This window comes from Cellulomonas sp. (assembly GCF_017744555.1).
Taxonomy (GTDB): Bacteria; Actinomycetota; Actinomycetes; order Actinomycetales; family Cellulomonadaceae; genus Cellulomonas.
Genome location: NZ_JAGIBD010000011.1, coordinates 82,815 through 100,964 on the forward strand (window position 1 = coordinate 82,815; position 18,150 = coordinate 100,964).

An 18,150-nucleotide genomic window follows, 5' to 3' on the forward strand; every position below is an offset into this window, starting at 1 on the left:
CGGGCCCGTGAGCGCACAGAACACCGACCCCCAAGGGCACCTGCCGATCCGGATGCTCAACGACCGCCTGCTCGTCACGATCGACCGCGAGACGGCCGAGCGGCGCTCGTCGTCGGGCATCGTGATCCCCGCCACCGCCGCGGTCGGCAAGCGCCTGTCGTGGGCGGCCGTCGTCGCCGTCGGTCAGCACGTGCGTCAGGTCGAGGTCGGCGACCGGGTCCTGTTCGACGCCGAGGACCGCGCGGAGGTCGAGCTCGCGGGCACCACCTACCTGCTGCTCAGGGAGAAGGACGTGCACGCGGTCGCCGCCCCGGGAACCATCGGGGAGGGAACGGGGTTGTACTTGTAGGCGGCACGGTTGCACCACCGTGCCCATCGTGCTGGGCTGGACGACCGAGACAGAAGGAGGAGACGCCGTGAACACCGACGCCACCCCCGACAACATCGAGCCGGTCAAGGACCTGCTCGACGCGCACGTGCCGCTGACGCTCCTGGTGGACCTCCTCACGGACGCCGCCCCGCCGTCGGCCGAGATCCTCGAGTCCGAGGGCCTGCCCGACACGGCCTGGTGGGACCAGGACGCCCCCAAGACGGGGACGACCGCCGAGCCCGAGGCGTGACGGTCGTCACTGCGACCCGTTCCGGTTCGCTTGCACCGCCTCGAGCCTGCTAACGTTCTCAACCGCGCGCCATTAGCTCAATTGGCAGAGCAGCTGACTCTTAATCAGCGGGTTCGGGGTTCGAGTCCCTGATGGCGCACAGGAGAAGGCCCCCGACCAGCGGAAACGCCGGTCGGGGGTCTTCGTCGTACGCGGCGCCGACCTCGCTGCCTTGAATGCGTCGAGACGACCACGAAGACGACGGCGGGCAAGGTGCCATCGGACGAGAGACGGTGGCCACCTAGATGACCGGCCTCCGACGTCCGCCGAAGCCGCGCGGGTCAGGCGTCAGCGGCGCCGATTCCGCTGCACCGAGATTCCGACCCAGCTGCCGAGTCCCGCCATCACGGCGGCGGCGACCGCCGTCAGCGCGGCCTCCTGTGCGTCTCGCCGAGCCGCCCACGACATCGCCGTGACGCACCCGACGAACAGGATCGCGATCCCCACAGCCCTTCGCACGTCCGGCTTCATGGCCGTCACTTTACGCATCCGAAGACCGCACCCCCGATCGGGAAGGTGTAGGGAGCCACCATGCGGAGGCGTGGCTTCGAACCCGTGCAGACGGAGCCCCGGTCGACGAGCCACTGAAGGCCTGCGGCGAGGAGAGCCGCCGCGGGTACGCAGACGGGAGCCGCCACCGCGCAGATCGCCGTGCCCAGGCCGGTGATGCCGCCCGCGAGCAGGATGCGCTGCTCGGCCTGACTGAGCGTGACGACGAAGTTCGCCCAGTTCAGGTCGACGTGCGGGTCCGCCACGACTGGGTAGGCGACATCAGCTCCCTTGTGCTCGACGACCTGGACCAGTCCATCGGCGTTTGCCTCGTAGTGCGTCGGCACCGCCTTGCCCTCTGCATCCTTCGCCCACGGAGGTGCGATGGTCGCCAGCTCGACCACTGCGCCCTCGGCAACCGGCACCGTCAGGGTTGCGGAGCCGTCCGCGTTGATGACCGGCAGTACGCCCTCGGCGAGGCTGTAGGTGTAGGACGACGCTGCACCCGGATCAGCCAGGACCGTGAGGACTCGCGCGCCTGTGGCAGTCGCTTGGACTGCCACGTCGACCGACGCGCCGTCGTAGACCGCCGTGCCGTCGTCCGCAACGCGAACGGAATCCGCCGCCACATCGGGCAGCCCGAAGACCATCGACGCACCCTTGATGCTGCTCAGCGAGATCGCACCTGAAGGAGACTCGGGGACAGCCACGCTGACCCGCCCTCGCGCTGTGATCCGGCCGTCTCCGCCTCGTGAGAAGGCCTTGAGGGAGGCCCTCGGCGCGACTCGCTCGATCTGGCCAGCGACGCGGTCCGGCGTGGACGGGACCGCGTTGGCGCTCGTGCTGACCCCGATGCTCAGTGCCAGAGTGGCTGCGACGAGGGCGGTTGAACGGGCCATGCGAATGACTGGTCGCATGTACTCACCTTCCTGCTCGGAATGTCGTCACCAAGGTGACGCCGCTCGATGACGAGCGGCTCGACGGAAACTAGCCAAGGGTGCGCAACGGGCATGCCGTCGCCTGTGCGTCCTGTGGACAGGCTGGGTCACTTCGGCGCTGTTGTCGGCTCGTGCGCGGCCGCGTCACACGGTCTCGGTCGGCTCGGCCTGCGGATGTCCGCACGCGCGGCCAGCATGGGAGGCACCGCCCGCGACGTCCCCGGGGCGGCCCTCGGCACGGACGGAGCCCCGCGATGGCGCAGCAGGTGCAGGAGTTCGACGTGGTCGTCGTCGGCGGCGGTGCGGTCGGCGAGAACGCCGCCGACCGGGCCGGGCGGACGGGTCTGAGCGTCGCGGTCGTCGAGCACGCGCTGGTCGGCGGCGAGTGCTCGTACTGGGCGTGCATGCCGTCGAAGGCGCTGCTGCGGCCCGGCACGGCGCTCGCGGCGGCCCGTGCGGTGCCCGGCGCGGCGGCCGCGGTGACGGGGACGGTCGACGTGGGGGCGGCGTTCGCGCGGCGCGACGAGGTGACGCACCACTGGGACGACGGCTCGCAGGTCGGCTGGCTCGACGGCGTCGGCATCACGCTGCTGCGCGGGAGCGCGCGGTTCACGGGCCCGCGGGCGCTCACGGTGGTCCACGACGGGGGCACGACGGACGTGGTCGCGCGGCACGCCGTGGTGCTGGCGACCGGGTCCGAGCCGGTGGTCCCGCCGGTCCTCGCGGACGTGCGCCCGTGGAGCAGCCGCGACGCGACGTCCGCGCAGCAGGTGCCCGCACGCCTCGCGATCCTCGGCGGCGGCGTGGTCGGCGTCGAGATGGCGACGGCGTTCGCGGACTTCGGCAGCGAGGTGACGCTGCTGGTCCGCGGCGACCGGCTGCTGGCTGGTGCGGAGCCGTTCGCGGGCGAGCTCGTGGCGGACGCCCTGCGGGCGGCGGGCGTCGACGTGCGGTTCGGCACCGAGGTGAAGGCCGCGACCCGCGACGGCGACGGCGTGCACCTCGACCTGGGCACCGGCGGACGGCTCGACGTGACCGAGGTGCTCGCCGCGACAGGGCGGCGCCCGCGGACGTCGGACGTGGGGCTCGAGACGATCGGCCTCACGCCCGGCAAGCCCACCGAGGTCGACGACGCGCTGTGCGTCACGGGCGTGCAGGACGGCTGGCTGTTCGCGGTGGGAGACGTCTCCGGGCGGACCGCGACGACTCACCAGGGCAAGTACGACGCCCGCGTTGCGGGGGACGTGGTCGCGCACCGGTTCGGACCGGACGGGGACGCGGACGCCGAGCGGGACGCGGCACCGTGGAGCCGGTTCCGCGCCTCCGCCGACAAGGCGGCCGTGCCGCAGGTCGTGTTCTCGCGGCCCGAGGTCGCGTGGGTCGGCCGGACCGAGGCGGCTGCCCGCGACGCGGGGATCGACGTGCAGGTGCTCGACTACAAGCTCGAGGACATCGCCGGCGCGACGGTCCTGTCGCCCGAGTACGAGGGTCGGGGGCGGCTGGTCGTCGACCGGGCGCGGGGTGTCGTCGTCGGTGCGACGTTCGCTGGGCCGGACGTGGCCGAGCTGCTGCACGCCGCGACGGTCGCGGTGGTCGGTGAGGTGCCGCTCGACCGGCTGTGGCACGCGGTGCCGTCGTACCCGACGCTCAGCGAGGTGTGGCTGCGGTTCCTGGAGGCCGCGGGGCTGTGACGGCTCAGGTCGCAGCGGCCGCGGGCGTCTCCTTGCGCAGCCTGAACAGCACGTAGAAGAACGCCGCCAGGGCCGTCGCGCACAGCAGGAGCAGGCCGATCGTGTAGCTGTGCGTCGCCTCGTCGTACGTCGCGCCCATCACGAGCGGCGGGAAGAACCCGCCGAGCCCGCCCGCGGCGCCGACCACGCCTGCGACGGCACCGACCCGCTCGGCGGGCGTCCGCAGCGCCACCCACGCGAACACGCCGCCGGTGCCGAGGCCGAGAAAGAAGGCCATGAGCACGAACTCGGTTCCGGCAGGGATCTCGGGCGCCGGCTTGGCCGCCACGAGGACGGCGAGCGCGGCGACGGCACCGAGCGACGTGAGGACGATCGGCTTCGGGTGCCAGCGGTCGGACAGGATGCCGCCGATCGGCCGCGCGACGACGGCCGCGATCGCGAACCCGGCGGTCCGGGTGCCGGCGCCGGCCAGGTCGAACCCGTAGACGTCCTTGAGGTAGGTCGGCAGGTACGTCGAGAACGCGACGAAGCCGCCGAACGTCACGGCGTACAGGAACGACATCTGCCACGTGACCGGGAGCCGGAGCGCCGCCGCGAGCTTGGGCAGCACGGACTCGGTGCTGCGCCTCCATGCCGCCGCGTCGCGCATGACGAGCAGCACGACGACGCCGGTGACGGCGAGCGCGGCCGCCACGACGAGGTGCGCCGTCGTGTAGCCCCAGCGCTCGACGAACCGCGGCGTGAAGAACGACGAGAGCGCGGTGCCGCCCATGCCGACGCCGAACACGCCCGTCGCGAAGCCCCGACGGGTCGGCTCGAACCACGCGTTGACGAACGGGATGCCGGCCGCGAACGTCGTGCCCGCGATGCCGAGCAGGAACCCGAACACCAGCAGCAGCGGGTACGACCCCTGGTTCCCCGCCCACGTGACGAGCAGCACGGGCACGATGCTCGCCAGGCTGAGGGTGCCGAGCATGAGCCGGCCGCCGTAGCGGTCGGTCAGCGCGCCCACAGGGATGCGGCCGACGGCCCCGACGAGCACCGGGATCGCGACGAGCAGCGACTTCTGCGTCGACGTGAGGCCGAGGTCCTCGGCGTACCGGGTGCCGAGCGGGCCGATGAGGTTCCACGCCCAGAACGTGATCGCGAACGTCCACGTGGCCAGGACCAGGTTCGTCGTGCGGCTGCTGGTCCTCGTGCTGGTGGCGGCGGTCTCGGCCAACGTGCCCTCCGGTGCTCAGCGGTCCCTGTCCCGCGTCCCCACGGGGTCCCAGCCCCGGCGAGGCGCGCTCGCCCCGGGGGTGGGCCGCGCGTCGCGGCTGCGGTAGACGATGTACGGGCGGAACAGGTAGTGCAGCGGCGCCGTGAACGCGTGCACGAGCCGCGTGAACGGGAAGATCGCGATGAGTGCGAGCCCGGTGAGCGTGTGGATCTGGAACGTGAGCGGCGCCTCGGCCATCGACTCGACGTCGGGCTGCAGCAGGAAGATCGACCGGAACCACGGCGACACCGTCGCGCGGTAGTTGCCCTCGTGACCGGCGTTCGCGCCGGCGATCGTCGCCCACAGGCCCAGCACGATCGCACCGACCAGCACCACGTACATGAGCTTGTCGTTCTTCGTCGTCGCCATGAACACCGGGCCGGTCCGCCGTCGCCGGTAGACGAGGATCGCGATGCCGACGAGCGTGCAGAACCCCGCGATGCCCCCGACCGACAGTGCGACCGCGTGGTACTGCTCCTGCGTGATGCCGACGGCCTCGGTCCACGACATCGGGATGACCAGGCCGCCGATGTGCCCGACGATGACGAACACGAGCCCGAAGTGGAACAGCGGGCTGCCGATCCGCAGCAGCCGGGACTCGTAGAGCTGCGACGAGCGGGTGGTCCAGCCGAACTGGTCGTACCGGTAGCGCCAGACGGTCCCGCCGACGAGCGTGACGATCGCGAGGTAGGGGAGCACGCCCCACAGCACGACGCTCATCGGTGCTCTCCCGGTCCGCTCGCCAGCGGCAGCAGGCGGGGTTCGGCCGAGTCGAGCCCCACGTCCTCGCGGGGCGGCCCGGCGGCCGCCATGCGGTGCACGGCGGCCCGGTCGGTCGGCGACTCGCCGGGCAGGGTCGCGCACACGTCGTCGAGCACGCCCGCGTACGTCGAGCCGGCCTCGTGCAGCGCGAGCCGCACGAGCTCGAGGCTGGCCCGGTACTCCTGCAGCAGCACGGGCCCGTCGACGGGGTCCGCGACGGCCGCGTACTCGAGCACGAGCGGCAGGTGGTCGGGCAGCTCGCCGTGCGTGTCGACGAGGAAGCCGCTCGCGCGGTACCGCTCCTTGAACCGGCCCAGCACCTCGCCGCGACGTCGGGTGTCGCCGTCGGTCCAGTACGACAGGTACAGCGGCTGCCGGTGCGACAGGTCGAACAGGTCGACGTACTCGCGCTGCAGGTCCGCGAGCGGGACCGTGCCGGCGTGGTCGAGGAACGTGCGCAGGCCGCCGCGCGACGTCGCTGCCGGGAGCTCGTCGACCGCGTCCCGCAGCAGCGGCAGCCGCTCCGCGAACGCGCGGTCCGGGTACGACAGGCACCACGACGCGACCTGGTGGACGACCCGGGCGCCGGACCGGGTCCGCGGGGCCCTCACGGTGCCACCTCGTCCGGACGCTGCGGTTCGGGCGCCGTGTGCTCCGGCACCTGGTGCGCGGGGAACAGTCCCGGCGGCGTCCCGACGCCGTCCCAGTTGAGGAGGTTGACCCGTCCGCGCATGTCCTCGCTCGGGGCGATGCCCTCGGACGTCTGCCGCTGCTTGAGCGCGTGGAACGTCTCCACGGCCACCGGCACGGGCCGTCCGGACGCCTCGCCGAACGCCGCCGACTCGTACATGCCCGGCCCCTCGTCGTAGTCGAGCGAGCAGCCGAGCTCCTCGAGCTCGTGACCGCGCTCCTCGTGGGCCGCGGGGATGACGTACCGGTCGGCGTACTTCGCGATCGCGAGCAGCCGGTACATCGCGTACATCGTCGTGGCCGTCATGCCGACGGACCGGGGGACCGCCTCGTCCGACGTCCCGTCGAGCGTGATGCCCCGCAGGTACGCGCGCATGGCCGCCAGCCGCCGCAGCACGCCCGTGACGACGTCGGTGTCGCCCGCGGTGAACAGCGACGCCAGGTACTCGACGGGAATGCGCAGCGCCTCGATGGCCCCGAACAGGTTGCCGTGGTCCTCGGCGTCGTGCCCCTGCTCGCGCAGCAGGTCGACGACGGGCGACAGCGGCGGGACGTACCAGACCATCGGCATCGTCCGGTACTCGGGGTGCAGGGGGAGCGCGACCCGGTACGTCTTGGCCAGCGCGTAGACGGGCGACCGGACGGCCGCGTCGAGCCAGTCCTGCGGGATGCCCTGCTCGCGCGCCGCGGCGACGACCGTGGGGTCGCTCGGGTCGAGCATGAGGTCGAGCTGCGCCTCGTAGAGCGCACGCTCGTCCTTGACCGACGCGGCGGCGGTGACCCGGTCCGCGTCGTACAGCACCAGCCCGATGTACCGCAGCCGCCCGACGCACGTCTCCGAGCACACCGTCGGCAGCCCCACCTCGATGCGGGGGTAGCAGAACGTGCACTTCTCGGCCTTGCCGGTCTTGTGGTTGAAGTAGATCTTCTTGTAAGGGCAGCCCGTGACGCACTGCCGCCAGCCCCGGCAGCGGTCCTGGTCGACGAGCACGATGCCGTCCTCGGCGCGCTTGTAGATCGCTCCCGACGGGCACGACGCCATGCACGACGGGTTGAGGCAGTGCTCGCAGATCCTCGGCAGGTACATCATGAACGTGCGCTCGAACTCGAAGCGGATCCGGTCCTCCGACTCCTGGCGCACCTTCTCGACCATCGGGTCGAGGTGCCCGACCTCGGTGACGCCGCCGAGGTCGTCGTCCCAGTTCGCCGACCAGCGGATCTTCGTGTCCTCGCCCGTGATGAGGCTCTTCGGCCGGGCCACCGGGAAGTCGTCGCCGAGCGGGGCGTCGACGAGCGTCTCGTAGTCGTACGTCCACGGCTCGTAGTAGTCCTCGAGCTTGGGCTGCACCGGGCTCGCGAAGATCGTCAGGAGCTTCTTGACGCGCCCGCCCGCCTTGAGGGCCAGCCGGCCGCGCTTGTTGAGCGTCCAGCCGCCGCGCCACTGCTCCTGGTCCTCGTACCGCCGGGGGTAGCCCTGGCCGGGCCGCGTCTCGACGTTGTTGAACCACACGTACTCGACGCCGGCGCGGTTCGTCCACGCCTGCTTGCACGTCACCGAGCACGTGTGGCACCCGATGCACTTGTCGAGGTTCATCACCATCGCCATCTGGGCCATGACACGCATCGGTCAGTACCTCACGTCCTGGCTGCGCCGCCGGATGGTCGTCACCATGTCCCGCTGGTTCCCCGTCGGGCCCAGGTAGTTGAACGTGTACGACAGCTGCGCGTACCCGCCGATGAGGTGCGTCGGCTTCACGAGCAGCCGGGTCACCGAGTTGTGGATGCCACCGCGGCGGCCCGTCTTCTCCGTCTTCGGGACGTCGATCGTGCGTTCCTGCGCGTGGTGCACGAAGACGACGCCCGCGGGCATCCTGTGGCTCACGATCGCCCGCGCGACGTAGATCCCGTTGGCGTTCGAGCACTCGATCCAGTCGTTGTCCGCCGCGCCGATCGCCTCGGCGTCCTGCGGGCTCATCCAGCACGTCGGCCCGCCCCGGGACAGCGACAGCATGAGCAGGTTGTCCTGGTACTCCGAGTGGATCGACCACTTGGAGTGCGGCGTCAGGTAGCGGACCGTCACCTGCTTCGCGCCGTCCGGGCCCAGCTCGGGCTCGCCCAGCAGCCGGTGCAGGTCGAGCGGCGGCCGGTAGATCGGCAGCGCCTCACCGAGGTCGCGCATCCAGTCGTGGTCGAGGAACAGGTGCATCCGGCCCGTCAGCGTGTGCCACGGCTTGAGGCGCTCGACGTTGACCGTGAACGGCGCATACCTTCTGCCGCCCGTCTCGGAACCCGACCACTCGGGGGACGTGATGACCGGGACCGGCCGCGCCTGGGTGTCGGCGAACGTGATCCGCTTCTCCTCGCTGCCCTCCGCGAGGTCCGCGAGCGGCTTGCCCACCCTCGCCTCCAGGCTGCGGAAGCCCTGCACGGCGAGCTCACCGTTGGTGGTCCCGCTCAACGACAGGATCGCCTCCGCGAGCTTGACGTCGGTGTCGAGCGCGGGCCGCCCGTCGCCCGCACCGCCGAGCATGACGCCGTTGAGCTTGCCGAGCCGCTCGACCTCGTGCTCGAGCCGGTACGTGACGTTCTTGATCGTGAACCCCAGGCGGTCGGCGAGCGGGCCGAGCGTCGCGAGCTTGTCCGCGATCGCCGTGTAGTCCCGCTCGACGACCTGGATCAGCGGCATCGTCTTCCCCGGGACGGCCGGTGCGTCGCCGCGCAGCCAGTCCCTCACGACCCCGCCGGGCTGCCCCGCCTCGCCGGGGGTGTCGTGCTGCACCGGGACGCTCACGACGTCGTGCCGCACGCCCAGGTGGGTGCGCGCGAGCTCGGAGAACCGTCGCGCGACCAGGTGGAACGCGTCGAAGTCGCTGCGCGCCTCCCACGGCGGGTCGATCGCCGGTGTGAACGCGTGCACGAACGGGTGCATGTCCGTCGACGACAGGTCGTGCTTCTCGTACCAGGTCGCGGCCGGCAGGACGACGTCGGACAGCATCGTCGTCGACGTCATCCGGAAGTCGGCGCTGACCAGCAGGTCGAGCTTGCCCTCCGGGATGTCGTCGCGCCACGCCACCTCCTGCGGGCGCAGCTCCGGGGCAGTCTCGGTCGCGGCGACGTTCGAGTGCGTGCCCAGCAGGTGCTTGAGGAAGTACTCGTTGCCCTTGCTCGACGAGCCCAGCAGGTTCGCCCGCCACAGCACGAGCGTCCGCGGCCACGCCTCGGGGGCGTCGACGTCCTCGATCGCGAACTTCACGTCCCTGTCCGCGATCCGCTGGACGACGTGCTCCGTCGCGTCCGTCGCCGTCCCCGCCTCGACGGCCGCACGCGCCTCGTCCGCGAGGTCCAGCGGGTTGCGGTCGAACTGCGGGTAGAACGGCATCCAGCCGAGCCGGGCCGACTGCGCGATCGTGTCCGCCGTGTGCATCCCCGCGAGGTTGCCCTCGGCGAGCGGGGACGCGAGCGCGTCCGCCCGGTACCCGTCGAACCGCCACTGGTCCGTGTGCATGTACCAGTACGACGTGCCCGTCATCGTCCGCGGCGGCCGCGACCAGTCGAGCGCGTTCGCGAGCGACAGCCACCCCGTCAGCGGACGGCACTTCTCCTGCCCGACGTAGTGCGCCCAGCCGCCGCCGTTACGGCCGAAGCACCCCGTGAACGCCAGCAGCGCCAGCACCGCCCGGTACGTCACGTCGCCGTGGAACCACTGGCAGATGCCCGCGCCCATGATGATCATCGACCGGCCGCGGGACTTCTCGGCGTTCGTCGCGAACTCGCGGGCGATGCGCGTGCACGCCTCCGCCGGCACCGACGTGATCGACTCCTGCCACGCCGGCGTGTACGGCACGCTCGCGTCGTCGAGGCCCGTCGGCCACTCGCCCGGCAGACCGTCGCGCCCGACCCCGTACTGCGCCAGCGTCAGGTCGAACACCGTCGTGACGAGGTGGTCACCGATGCGCCGGACGGGGACGCCGCGCCGCAGCACCGATCCCGAGCCGTCGGGGGCCTCGAAGCAGGGGAGCAGGACGGTCGCGGCCTCCGGGGTCCCGGCCGGTGTGCTGCCGGCGGCGTCCGCGATGCTCAGGGCCGGCTCGACACCCTCCAGGTCGAGGTTCCAGCGCCCCTCGCCCGAGTCGGTGTACCGGAACCCCATCGAGCCGTTCGGCACCACCGGCGCACCCGTCGCGGAGTCGAGCAGCACCGTCTTCCAGTCGGCCCCCTCGTCCGCACCCGCTCCTGTCCCCGCCCCCGCCGGCAGATCCGCAGCGCGGAGGAACTTGCCGGGGACGTAGCCGTCCCCGTCCGGGCGCGGCTGCAGCGTCACCAGGAACGGCAGGTCCGTGTAGCGCTTCACGTAGTCGTCGAAGAACGACACCTTCCGGTCGACGAGGTACTCGCGCAGGATCACGTGACCCATCGCCATCGCCAGCGCGGCGTCCGTGCCTGCCTGCGCGGGCAGCCACTCGTCGGCGAATTTCGTGTTGTCCGAGTAGTCGGGCGAGACCGTGACGACCTTCGTGCCGCGGTAGCGCACCTCGGCCATCCAGTGCGCGTCCGGCGTCCTCGTCACCGGGACGTTCGAGCCCCACATCATGAGGTACGTCGCGTCCCACCAGTCGCCCGACTCCGGCACGTCCGTCTGGTCGCCGAACATCTGCGGGCTCGCGACCGGCAGGTCCGCGTACCAGTCGTAGAACGACGTCATCACGCCGCCGATGAGCTGGATGAACCGCGTCCCGACGCAGTGCGACACGATCGACATCGCCGGGATCGGCGAGAACCCCGCGCACCGGTCCGGGCCGTACGTCTTGATGGTGTGCACGTGCGCCGCCGCGACCATCTCGACGGCCTCGTCCCACCCGACGCGGACCAGCCCGCCCTTGCCGCGCGCCTGCTGGTAGCGACGACGCCGCTCGGGGTCGCCGACCACGTCGGCCCACGCGAGCACCGGGTCCTTCAGGCGGGCGCGGGCCTCGCGGTACATCTCGACGAGCACCCCACGCGCGTACGGGTAGCGCACGCGCGTGGGGGAGTACGTGTACCAGGAGAACGCCGCCCCGCGGGGACAACCCCGCGGCTCGTAGTCCGGCCGGTCGGGACCGGGCGACGGGTAGTCGGTCTGCTGCGCCTCCCACGTGATGATGCCGTCCTTGACGTACACCTTCCACGAGCACGACCCCGTGCAGTTCACGCCGTGCGTGGAGCGGACGACCTTGTCGTGCCGCCAGCGGTCCCGGTAGAAGACGTCCCCGCGACGGCCGCCCTCCCGGAAGACGGCCCGCGAGTCCTCGGTCTGGTCCCACCGCGTGAAGAACCGGCCCGTCCGCAACAGTGCGTCGGCCGCCGGACCGTCCAGACGAGCGCCTTTGCCGTCCATGCGCCGACCCTACTGAGGCCGGTCGGAGGTCGCATGAGGTGGGTGAAAGACCAGGTCCGGACCGCTCGACTGCGCTGTCGGGCCGCGGCCCTCGTCGAGGTGCCGCACGCACGACGAGGGCCGCACCGACGTCACGGCGCGGCCCTCGTCGGACGAGCTGTCAGTCAGACGCGAGGGACCCGTCGCTCGACAGCACGAGCCCGATCGCGGCGTCACCCTGGCGGACCGCCTGTCCGATCAGGCCGAAGTCGTACGACTTGAACTCGGCGAACTCGAGCCCGTACGTGTCCTCGAGGCCCGGCTGGCAGAACGGACGGTCGGGGCACTCGGCCGGACCCGCGAGGACGAGCCCGCCACACACCTTCGCGAGGTCGCTCAGGGTCGTGACGTCGTGCTCCTTGGCGAACGCCTCCGTCACGGCGAACGCGTTCTGGTCCTGCGCGGCCGACGGCTTGCCGACCGTGATCCCGGCGGCCTCGGCGAGCGGCGTCAGGGCGGTGACGGTCGCGTCGACGTCGTCGGACGCGACCGACTTCGCGTCCGCGCCGTTCTGCTGCGCGTTGAGGAAGTCGGCGAGCGTCGCCGCGTACTCGGGGACCGCCGTGAGCGTGCCGTCGGTGATCTGCGGCAGGTACAGCTCGCGGTTGCCGATCGTGCGGACCTCGACCGTGAACCCGGCCGTGCGCAGGGCCGCCGCGTAGATCTCCGCGAGCGTCGCGCTCTCCGAGAAGTTCGCGGCGCCGACCACGAGCGACGTCCCGTTGCCGGCGGACGGGTCGTCTGCTGCGATGTCCTCGTCGGTCACGAACTTCCCGCCGACCTCGCTCGACGTCTGCCGGTCGATGTCGACGGCCTTGTTGAGCTCGATGAGCTTCTCGGTGTCGAGCTTCGAGGAGACCTCGTCGAGCACCTGCAGGATCGCCGGGTTGGCGTCGGCTGCGGCCTTGTTCACCGCCGGGATGATGTTGTCGGCGTTCTGCAGACCCTTGTCGTCCTCGAGGACCACGAGCTTGTCGCCCTTGACGGGGTCGCACGTGGCCAGCCCGGACGTGCTGGTGGCCTGGGAGTCCGCCTCACCGCCGCCCGACCCGGGGGTGCCGCAGGCACCGAGGACGAGCGTCGCGGCGGCGAGCAGGCTGAGAGCGGTCGTGCGTCTGGTGTTCATCGGTCACTCCTGGGGCAGGACGGGAGGGTGGGCCGGTCAGACGGGGGAGCCTGAACCATTCGAGTCGTTCGAGGTCGCGACGGCAAGAGGTGCGTGCGCGTCGTCGGTCGGGGGAGACGGTGGGGCGGTGGAGCCGGCGCTGCGGCGGGACGGCCGGCGACGTCCCGAGGAGCGCCCGTCGCGGCTGAGGGCCTGCAGCCCGGCGGGCGTCACGAGGTGCTGGGCGACTGCCAGCAGCCCTTCGGCGACCAGGCACAGCGCGGCGACGAGGATGCCGCCCGCGAGCACCTGCCCGTAGTTCTGGGTGCCGAAACCCTCGACGACGATCGAGCCGAGGCTGCGGCCGCCGACGAGCGCCGCCAGCGGGACCGTCGCGAGCACCTGCACGGCCCCGGTGCGGACGCCCGCCGCGAGCTGCGGCACCGCGAGCGGCAGCTCGACCGACCACAGGCTGCGCGCGCCGGACATCCCCGTGCCACGGGCCGCGTCACGGACGTCGGCGTCGACGTCGCCCAGGCCCGTCACCGCCCCCGACAGCAGCGGAGGGACGGCGAACACCGCGCACGCGAGGACGGTCGCGGTGTTGCCGAACAACCCGCTCGCCGCCAGCAGCGTCAGCAGGGCGAGCGTCGGCAGCGCGCGTGTGGTGTTCGCGACGACGACGCCGGCCGTGCCGCCACGGCCCCGGTGGCCGAGCCACAGCCCGACCGGCAGCGCGACGACCGCTGCGAGCAGCACCGCGAGCACCGACACCGTCACGTGCGCGACGGTCAGCGCGATCACGCCGTTGCGGCCCGTCCAGTTGAGCGGGTCGTTGAGCCAGGCGAACGCCTGCTGCAGGACGTCCACGTCACACCGGCCTGGTGCTACGGGCCCACGGGGTGAGCCGCCGACCGACGCCCGCGATGACGAGGTCGCACACGAGCGCAAGGAGGAGGCACAGCACCGTCGCCGTCATGATCTCGGCGTGGTAGTTGCTGCGGAACCCGCGGAACATCAGCTGTCCCAGCCCGCCGTAGCCCACCACCACGCCCACCGTCACGAGCGCGACCGTGGACACCGTCGCGAGCCGCAGACCGGCGACGATGCTCGGCACGGCCTGCGGCAGCTCGACCGTCAGGAGCAGCCGCACCCGGCCGTACCCCATGCCTCGCGCGGCGTCACGCACGGCCGGGTCCACCCCCTGCAGCCCGACCAGCACGTTGCGGATGAGCACCAGCAGCGCGTACGCGACCAGCCCGACCAGCACCGTCGTGCGCCCGACGCCCGTGTACGGGGCCAGCACCGCGAACAGCGCGAGCGACGGCACCGTGTACATCACGCCCGCGACGCCCAGCAAGGGGGCGCCGAGCCGGGGCCGCAGGTGCGCGAGCGCGCCGAGAGGCAGCGCGAGCGCGAACGCCAGGACGACCGCCTCGAGCGTGAGGGTGGTGTGCTGCTGCAGCGCCGTGAGCACGTCGGCGCTGTTGCGTTGGAGGTACTCCCAGGAGAACCACGGGTTGGACGGTGCTGCCAGCCGCATGCCGCGAACGTACCTGCCACCTCCGACACCCGCCCGCGGGCGTCCGCGCAGGTGCACCGCGCGGGACGGGCCGGCCGCGTGCGACGGCGTGTGTCGGTACCCCGTCCGAAAGCGCCTGTCGGCGCCCTGGGCTAGCGTCCCTGGGGTGGCAGCCAGCGCGATCAGGTTCGAGCACGTCAGCAAGGACTACGCCTCCGAGCAGGGGCGTGGTGCCGGCGACGGTGCCGCCGTCCACGACCTGACGCTCGACGTGCACGAGCACGAGGTCCTCGTGCTGGTCGGGCCGTCGGGCTGCGGGAAGTCGACGACGCTGCGGATGGCCAACCGCCTGGTCGAGCCGACGTCGGGGCGCATCCTGCTCGAGGGGGAGGACGTCACGACCGCCGATCCCGTCACGCTGCGCCGCCGCATCGGCTACGTCATCCAGAACGTCGGCCTGTTCCCGCACCGCACGGTGGCGCAGAACGTCGCGACCGTCCCGAAGCTGCTCGGCTGGGACCGCCGTCGGACGGCCGCGCGCGTCGAGGAGCTGCTCGACCTCGTGGGCCTGGACCCCGCCCGCTACGCCAAGCGGTTCCCGCACGAGCTGTCCGGAGGGGAGCGGCAGCGCGTCGGCGTGGCCCGCGCGCTCGCCACCGACCCGCCCGTGCTGCTCATGGACGAGCCGTTCGGCGCGGTCGACCCGGTCGGCCGCCGCCGGCTGCAGACGGAGTTCGCCCGCATCCAGCGGGCCGTCGGCACCACCGTGATGCTCGTCACGCACGACATCGACGAGGCCGTCCGCATGGGCGACCGCGTCGCGGTGCTCAGCACCGGTGCGCACGTCGAGCAGCTGGCCTCTCCGCTCGACGTCGTGGCCCGCCCGGCGAGCCCAGCGGTGGCGGACCTCGTCGGCCGGGGGCGGATGGCACGGCTGCTCGCGCTCGGGCGGCTGGAGCGGGACGACCTCGCCGAGGTGGCGTCGGAGGCGATCCCGGCTCCGACCAGGGCGGGTGCGGGCGACGGCGCGTCGACCGTCACGCTTGGCGCCGACGCCGCGTCGGTCCCGCTGGGCACCGAGCTCGGCGACGTCCTCGCGTCGTTCGTCGGCCGCCCGGACGGCCGGCTCGCCGTCACCGACGAGGGCAGGACGATCGGCTGGGTGACCCCCACGAGCGTCCTCGAGGCGCTGCGCCGGCTGACCGAGCACCCCGTCGACGGTGCGCCGACTGTGACGCAGGCCCCCGGCCGGGCCCCTGATGCTGAGCAGGACCCCGTCGGTACGCTGCCCACGTGACGACTCCGACCGCACGACTCGCGCTCGCCACCTGCGCCGAGCTCCCCGAGCTCGACCCCGACGACCACCCGCTGCTGCAGCTGCTCGTCGAGCGCGGCATCGCGACGGACGTCGTCGTCTGGGACGACCCGACGATCGACTGGGCCACGTACCACCACGTCCTGATCCGTTCGACGTGGGACTACACCGAGCGGCCGGCCCAGTTCGCGGACTGGACCCGCCGGGTGACCCGCACCAGCGAGCTGATCAACCCGGCCGACGTGGTGCAGTGGAACATCGACAAGACGTACCTGCGCGACCTCGAGCAGCGTGGCCTGCCGATCGTCCCGACCATCTGGCTGGATCCCGAGCGCAACTTCGACGCGCGCGCGATCCACACCCGCTTCCCGGCGTTCGGCGACTTCGTGGTCAAGCCCACGGTGAGCGCGGGGTCGCGCGACACGGGTCGCTACGCCGCCGACGTGACCTCGAGCCGGTCCCTCGCGATCACGCACGCGAAGAACCTGCTGGGCGTCGGCCGTCGCGTGATGATCCAGCGGTACCTCAAGCAGGTCGACACGGTCGGCGAGACGGCGCTCATCTACATCGACGGGCAGTTCAGCCACGCGGTCCGCAAGGGTGCGCTGCTCGAGGGCCCGTACCGCGAGGGCGAGACCGAGGGCGTGCTGTACCGCCGCGAGGTCATGACACCGCGTGAGGCGTCCGACGCGGAGCGCGACGTCGCCGACCGGGTGGTCGCGGCGGTCGAGGAGATCTTCCCCGACTCGGGCCGGCCGTTCCTCTACACGCGGGTCGACCTGCTGCCGGACGACGAGGGCAACCCGGTGATCCTCGAGGTCGAGCTGACCGAGCCGTCGTTCTTCTTCGGCTACGCGCCGGGGTCCGTCGAGCGCTTCGTGGACGCCCTGGCAGCCCGGCTCTGATTTCGTGTCCGGGGCACACCGCAGCACCCGGTACACTTTTCGTCGGCCCAGGCGTTCGCGCCTGGTCCGTCACGTGGTGGCTATAGCTCAGGTGGTAGAGCACCTGGTTGTGGTCCAGGGGGTCGCGGGTTCAAGTCCCGTTAGCCACCCCATGAGTGCGAGAGGCGCCGACCGTCACGGTCGGCGCCTCTCGTCGTCGTGGGAGAACGAAACCGCAGGTCAGGCCGTCGGAGCCGGGCCCTTGACGGACGTCGCGACGATCTCGGCAGCGATCCGTCGCGCCGACGCGGAGTCGGGACCCGGCTGGGCGGGCAGGAGGGCGGCCCGGTAGTACCGCAGCTCGTCGATCGACTCGAGGATGTCCGCGAGCGCGCGGTGGCCGCCGTTCTTGCGCGGCGACGCGAAGTAGACGCGCGGGTACCAGCGGCGCGCGAGCTCCTTGATCGACGAGACGTCGATCACGCGGTAGTGCAGGTGCGCGACGAGCTCGGGCATGTCGCGGTCGAGGAACGCCTTGTCGGTGCCGACGGAGTTGCCGGCGAGCGGGGCCTTGCCGGGGTCGGGCACCCAGGTGCGGATGTAGTCGAGGACCTGCGCCTGGGCGTCCGCGAGCGACGTGCCTGCCGACAGCGCGGTGAGCAGCCCGGACGTAGTGTGCATGGTGCGGACGAAGTCGCTCATCTGGTCGACGGCCTCGACGGGCGGCGCGACGACGACGTCGACTCCCTCGCCGAGGACCCGCAGCTCGGAGTCCGTGACGACGGCTGCGACCTCGACGAGCGCGTCGGCGCTCAGGTCGAGACCCGTCATCTCGCAGTCGATCCAGACGATGCGCTCGGCGCTCTCGTGGCCGTTCGAGGGAGCGCCCTCGGGTGTCGGTGTGCTCGTCACGCGGTCAGCCTACGGGGTGACCGGTCGCAGGCAGGGGTCGGTGCTGTGTGGGCGACGGCGGTCAGACGGACGTGTCGTGGTGCCCGGGCACGGTCGACGCGAGCCAGGTGGCCGCCACGACGACGACGGCCGCGATGCCGGCGCACCAGATTGTGGTCGTCGGGTCGAGCCCCGCCCAGTGCAGCACGCCGTACGTGACGGCACCGGCGGCCGCGCCGAGGGCGATCCGCTCGAGCCAGGTGACGACGCGCGAGACGAACCGTTCGCGGGGCGGGCGCGCCGCGTCGGGCGCGGGGGTGGCGTGACGCCCCATCAACGAGCCCCGGAGGACGGGTGGGGGGCGGTGGCGCTCGACGGCATGGCGTCATGGTGGCACGGCGCCAGGGTGGCGGGAGTCGCCGTGACAGGTGACGCGGTGCCGGGAGACGCAGGGACGCCGCGGCAGGAGACGCGGACGAGGCGGGGCCCGATGTCGGGCCCCGCCTCGTCGTGCCCGTCGGGCGGGCGTG

At 72.1% G+C, this 18,150-nt stretch carries 17 protein-coding genes and 2 tRNA genes; 7 read left to right on the forward strand and 12 right to left on the reverse strand.

Annotated elements, in window-relative coordinates; translation table 11 throughout:
• The first annotated feature begins 7 nt into the window (after positions 1 to 7).
• The 3 genes from J7523_RS09415 to J7523_RS09425 all read left to right on the forward strand — a co-directional run bounded on the left by J7523_RS09415 (position 8) and on the right by J7523_RS09425 (position 759).
• Entirely contained in the window at positions 8 to 349 is a 342-nt protein-coding gene (locus J7523_RS09415; RefSeq protein ID WP_363266750.1) for a co-chaperone GroES, read from the forward strand.
• A 67-nt stretch (positions 350 to 416) separates the two neighbouring features.
• Positions 417 to 620 carry a hypothetical protein gene (locus J7523_RS09420; protein WP_291885364.1) on the forward strand — a complete coding sequence of 68 codons (204 nt, stop codon included), beginning with the start codon at positions 417 to 419 and terminating at the stop codon, positions 618 to 620.
• A 66-nt stretch (positions 621 to 686) separates the two neighbouring features.
• Positions 687 to 759 (forward strand) — tRNA-Lys (locus J7523_RS09425).
• 188 nt (positions 760 to 947) lie between these two features.
• On the opposite strand, the gene J7523_RS09430 is transcribed toward J7523_RS09425, so the two are convergent.
• Both J7523_RS09430 and J7523_RS09435 read right to left on the reverse strand, forming a co-directional pair.
• Complete coding sequence (locus J7523_RS09430; RefSeq protein WP_291885365.1) at positions 948 to 1,130, reverse strand: hypothetical protein; 183 nt, start codon at positions 1,128 to 1,130, stop codon at positions 948 to 950.
• 5 nt (positions 1,131 to 1,135) lie between these two features.
• Positions 1,136 to 1,858: a hypothetical protein gene (locus J7523_RS09435; RefSeq protein ID WP_291885366.1), complete on the reverse strand. Its 723-nt coding sequence runs from the start codon at positions 1,856 to 1,858 to the stop codon at positions 1,136 to 1,138.
• 482 nt (positions 1,859 to 2,340) lie between these two features.
• Here J7523_RS09435 and J7523_RS09440 point away from each other — a divergent pair, with 482 nt between their 5' ends.
• Positions 2,341 to 3,777: an NAD(P)/FAD-dependent oxidoreductase gene (locus tag J7523_RS09440; protein WP_291885367.1), complete on the forward strand. Its 1,437-nt coding sequence runs from the start codon at positions 2,341 to 2,343 to the stop codon at positions 3,775 to 3,777.
• Positions 3,778 to 3,781: 4 nt separating this feature from the next.
• On the opposite strand, the gene J7523_RS09445 is transcribed toward J7523_RS09440, so the two are convergent.
• The 8 genes from J7523_RS09445 to J7523_RS09480 form a co-directional block, all read right to left on the reverse strand.
• Positions 3,782 to 4,999: an MFS transporter gene (locus J7523_RS09445; RefSeq protein ID WP_291885370.1), complete on the reverse strand. Its 1,218-nt coding sequence runs from the start codon at positions 4,997 to 4,999 to the stop codon at positions 3,782 to 3,784.
• Between the two features lie 15 nt (positions 5,000 to 5,014).
• Positions 5,015 to 5,758 carry a respiratory nitrate reductase subunit gamma gene (gene narI / locus J7523_RS09450; protein WP_291885372.1) on the reverse strand — a complete coding sequence of 248 codons (744 nt, stop codon included), beginning with the start codon at positions 5,756 to 5,758 and terminating at the stop codon, positions 5,015 to 5,017.
• Positions 5,755 to 6,411, reverse strand: a complete 657-nt coding sequence (gene narJ / locus J7523_RS09455; RefSeq protein ID WP_291885374.1) for a nitrate reductase molybdenum cofactor assembly chaperone — start codon at positions 6,409 to 6,411, stop codon at positions 5,755 to 5,757. Before narJ ends, narI begins: the two co-directional genes overlap by 4 nt.
• Entirely contained in the window at positions 6,408 to 8,114 is a 1,707-nt protein-coding gene (gene narH / locus J7523_RS09460) for a nitrate reductase subunit beta (RefSeq protein ID WP_291885377.1), read from the reverse strand. The genes narJ and narH overlap by 4 nt, the downstream gene beginning before the upstream one ends.
• A 3-nt stretch (positions 8,115 to 8,117) precedes the next feature.
• Positions 8,118 to 11,864, reverse strand: a complete 3,747-nt coding sequence (locus tag J7523_RS09465) for a nitrate reductase subunit alpha (protein WP_291885380.1) — start codon at positions 11,862 to 11,864, stop codon at positions 8,118 to 8,120.
• 160 nt (positions 11,865 to 12,024) lie between these two features.
• Positions 12,025 to 13,029 (reverse strand): glycine betaine ABC transporter substrate-binding protein, encoded by a 1,005-nt coding sequence (locus J7523_RS09470; RefSeq protein WP_291885383.1) that lies wholly within the window; start codon positions 13,027 to 13,029, stop codon positions 12,025 to 12,027.
• A gap of 36 nt (positions 13,030 to 13,065) precedes the next feature.
• Complete coding sequence (locus J7523_RS09475) at positions 13,066 to 13,878, reverse strand: ABC transporter permease subunit (protein ID WP_291885386.1); 813 nt, start codon at positions 13,876 to 13,878, stop codon at positions 13,066 to 13,068.
• Between the two features lies 1 nt (position 13,879).
• Positions 13,880 to 14,551: an ABC transporter permease subunit gene (locus J7523_RS09480; protein ID WP_291885389.1), complete on the reverse strand. Its 672-nt coding sequence runs from the start codon at positions 14,549 to 14,551 to the stop codon at positions 13,880 to 13,882.
• 145 nt (positions 14,552 to 14,696) lie between these two features.
• Between J7523_RS09480 and J7523_RS09485 the strand changes: the two genes are divergently transcribed.
• The 3 genes from J7523_RS09485 to J7523_RS09495 all read left to right on the forward strand — a co-directional run bounded on the left by J7523_RS09485 (position 14,697) and on the right by J7523_RS09495 (position 16,902).
• The gene (locus tag J7523_RS09485) at positions 14,697 to 15,827 is read left to right on the forward strand and encodes an ABC transporter ATP-binding protein (protein ID WP_291885392.1); all 1,131 of its coding nucleotides are present in this window, start codon (positions 14,697 to 14,699) and stop codon (positions 15,825 to 15,827) included.
• Positions 15,824 to 16,750 (forward strand): hypothetical protein, encoded by a 927-nt coding sequence (locus J7523_RS09490; protein WP_291885395.1) that lies wholly within the window; start codon positions 15,824 to 15,826, stop codon positions 16,748 to 16,750. Before J7523_RS09485 ends, J7523_RS09490 begins: the two co-directional genes overlap by 4 nt.
• Positions 16,751 to 16,826: 76 nt before the next feature.
• A tRNA-His gene (locus J7523_RS09495) sits at positions 16,827 to 16,902 on the forward strand.
• A 67-nt stretch (positions 16,903 to 16,969) separates the two neighbouring features.
• Here the strand turns inward: J7523_RS09495 and orn are convergent.
• Both orn and J7523_RS09505 read right to left on the reverse strand, forming a co-directional pair.
• The gene (gene orn / locus J7523_RS09500) at positions 16,970 to 17,641 is read right to left on the reverse strand and encodes an oligoribonuclease (protein WP_291885398.1); all 672 of its coding nucleotides are present in this window, start codon (positions 17,639 to 17,641) and stop codon (positions 16,970 to 16,972) included.
• Between the two features lie 61 nt (positions 17,642 to 17,702).
• Positions 17,703 to 17,954 (reverse strand): hypothetical protein, encoded by a 252-nt coding sequence (locus tag J7523_RS09505; protein WP_291885400.1) that lies wholly within the window; start codon positions 17,952 to 17,954, stop codon positions 17,703 to 17,705.
• Between the last annotated feature and the right edge of the window lie 196 nt (positions 17,955 to 18,150).

What these genes read in the sequence shown, in the direction of transcription:
- J7523_RS09430 (WP_291885365.1), bottom strand. Translation starts at nt 1,130, where the DNA reads ATGAAGCCGGACGTGCGAAGGGCTGTGGGGATCGCGATCCTGTTCGTC.
- J7523_RS09440 (WP_291885367.1), top strand. Translation starts at nt 2,341, where the DNA reads ATGGCGCAGCAGGTGCAGGAGTTCGACGTGGTCGTCGTCGGCGGCGGT.
- narI (WP_291885372.1), bottom strand. Translation starts at nt 5,758, where the DNA reads ATGAGCGTCGTGCTGTGGGGCGTGCTCCCCTACCTCGCGATCGTCACG.
- narH (WP_291885377.1), bottom strand. Translation starts at nt 8,114, where the DNA reads ATGCGTGTCATGGCCCAGATGGCGATGGTGATGAACCTCGACAAGTGC.
- J7523_RS09465 (WP_291885380.1), bottom strand. Translation starts at nt 11,864, where the DNA reads ATGGACGGCAAAGGCGCTCGTCTGGACGGTCCGGCGGCCGACGCACTG.
- J7523_RS09470 (WP_291885383.1), bottom strand. Translation starts at nt 13,029, where the DNA reads ATGAACACCAGACGCACGACCGCTCTCAGCCTGCTCGCCGCCGCGACG.
- J7523_RS09480 (WP_291885389.1), bottom strand. Translation starts at nt 14,551, where the DNA reads ATGCGGCTGGCAGCACCGTCCAACCCGTGGTTCTCCTGGGAGTACCTC.
- J7523_RS09505 (WP_291885400.1), bottom strand. Translation starts at nt 17,954, where the DNA reads ATGGGGCGTCACGCCACCCCCGCGCCCGACGCGGCGCGCCCGCCCCGC.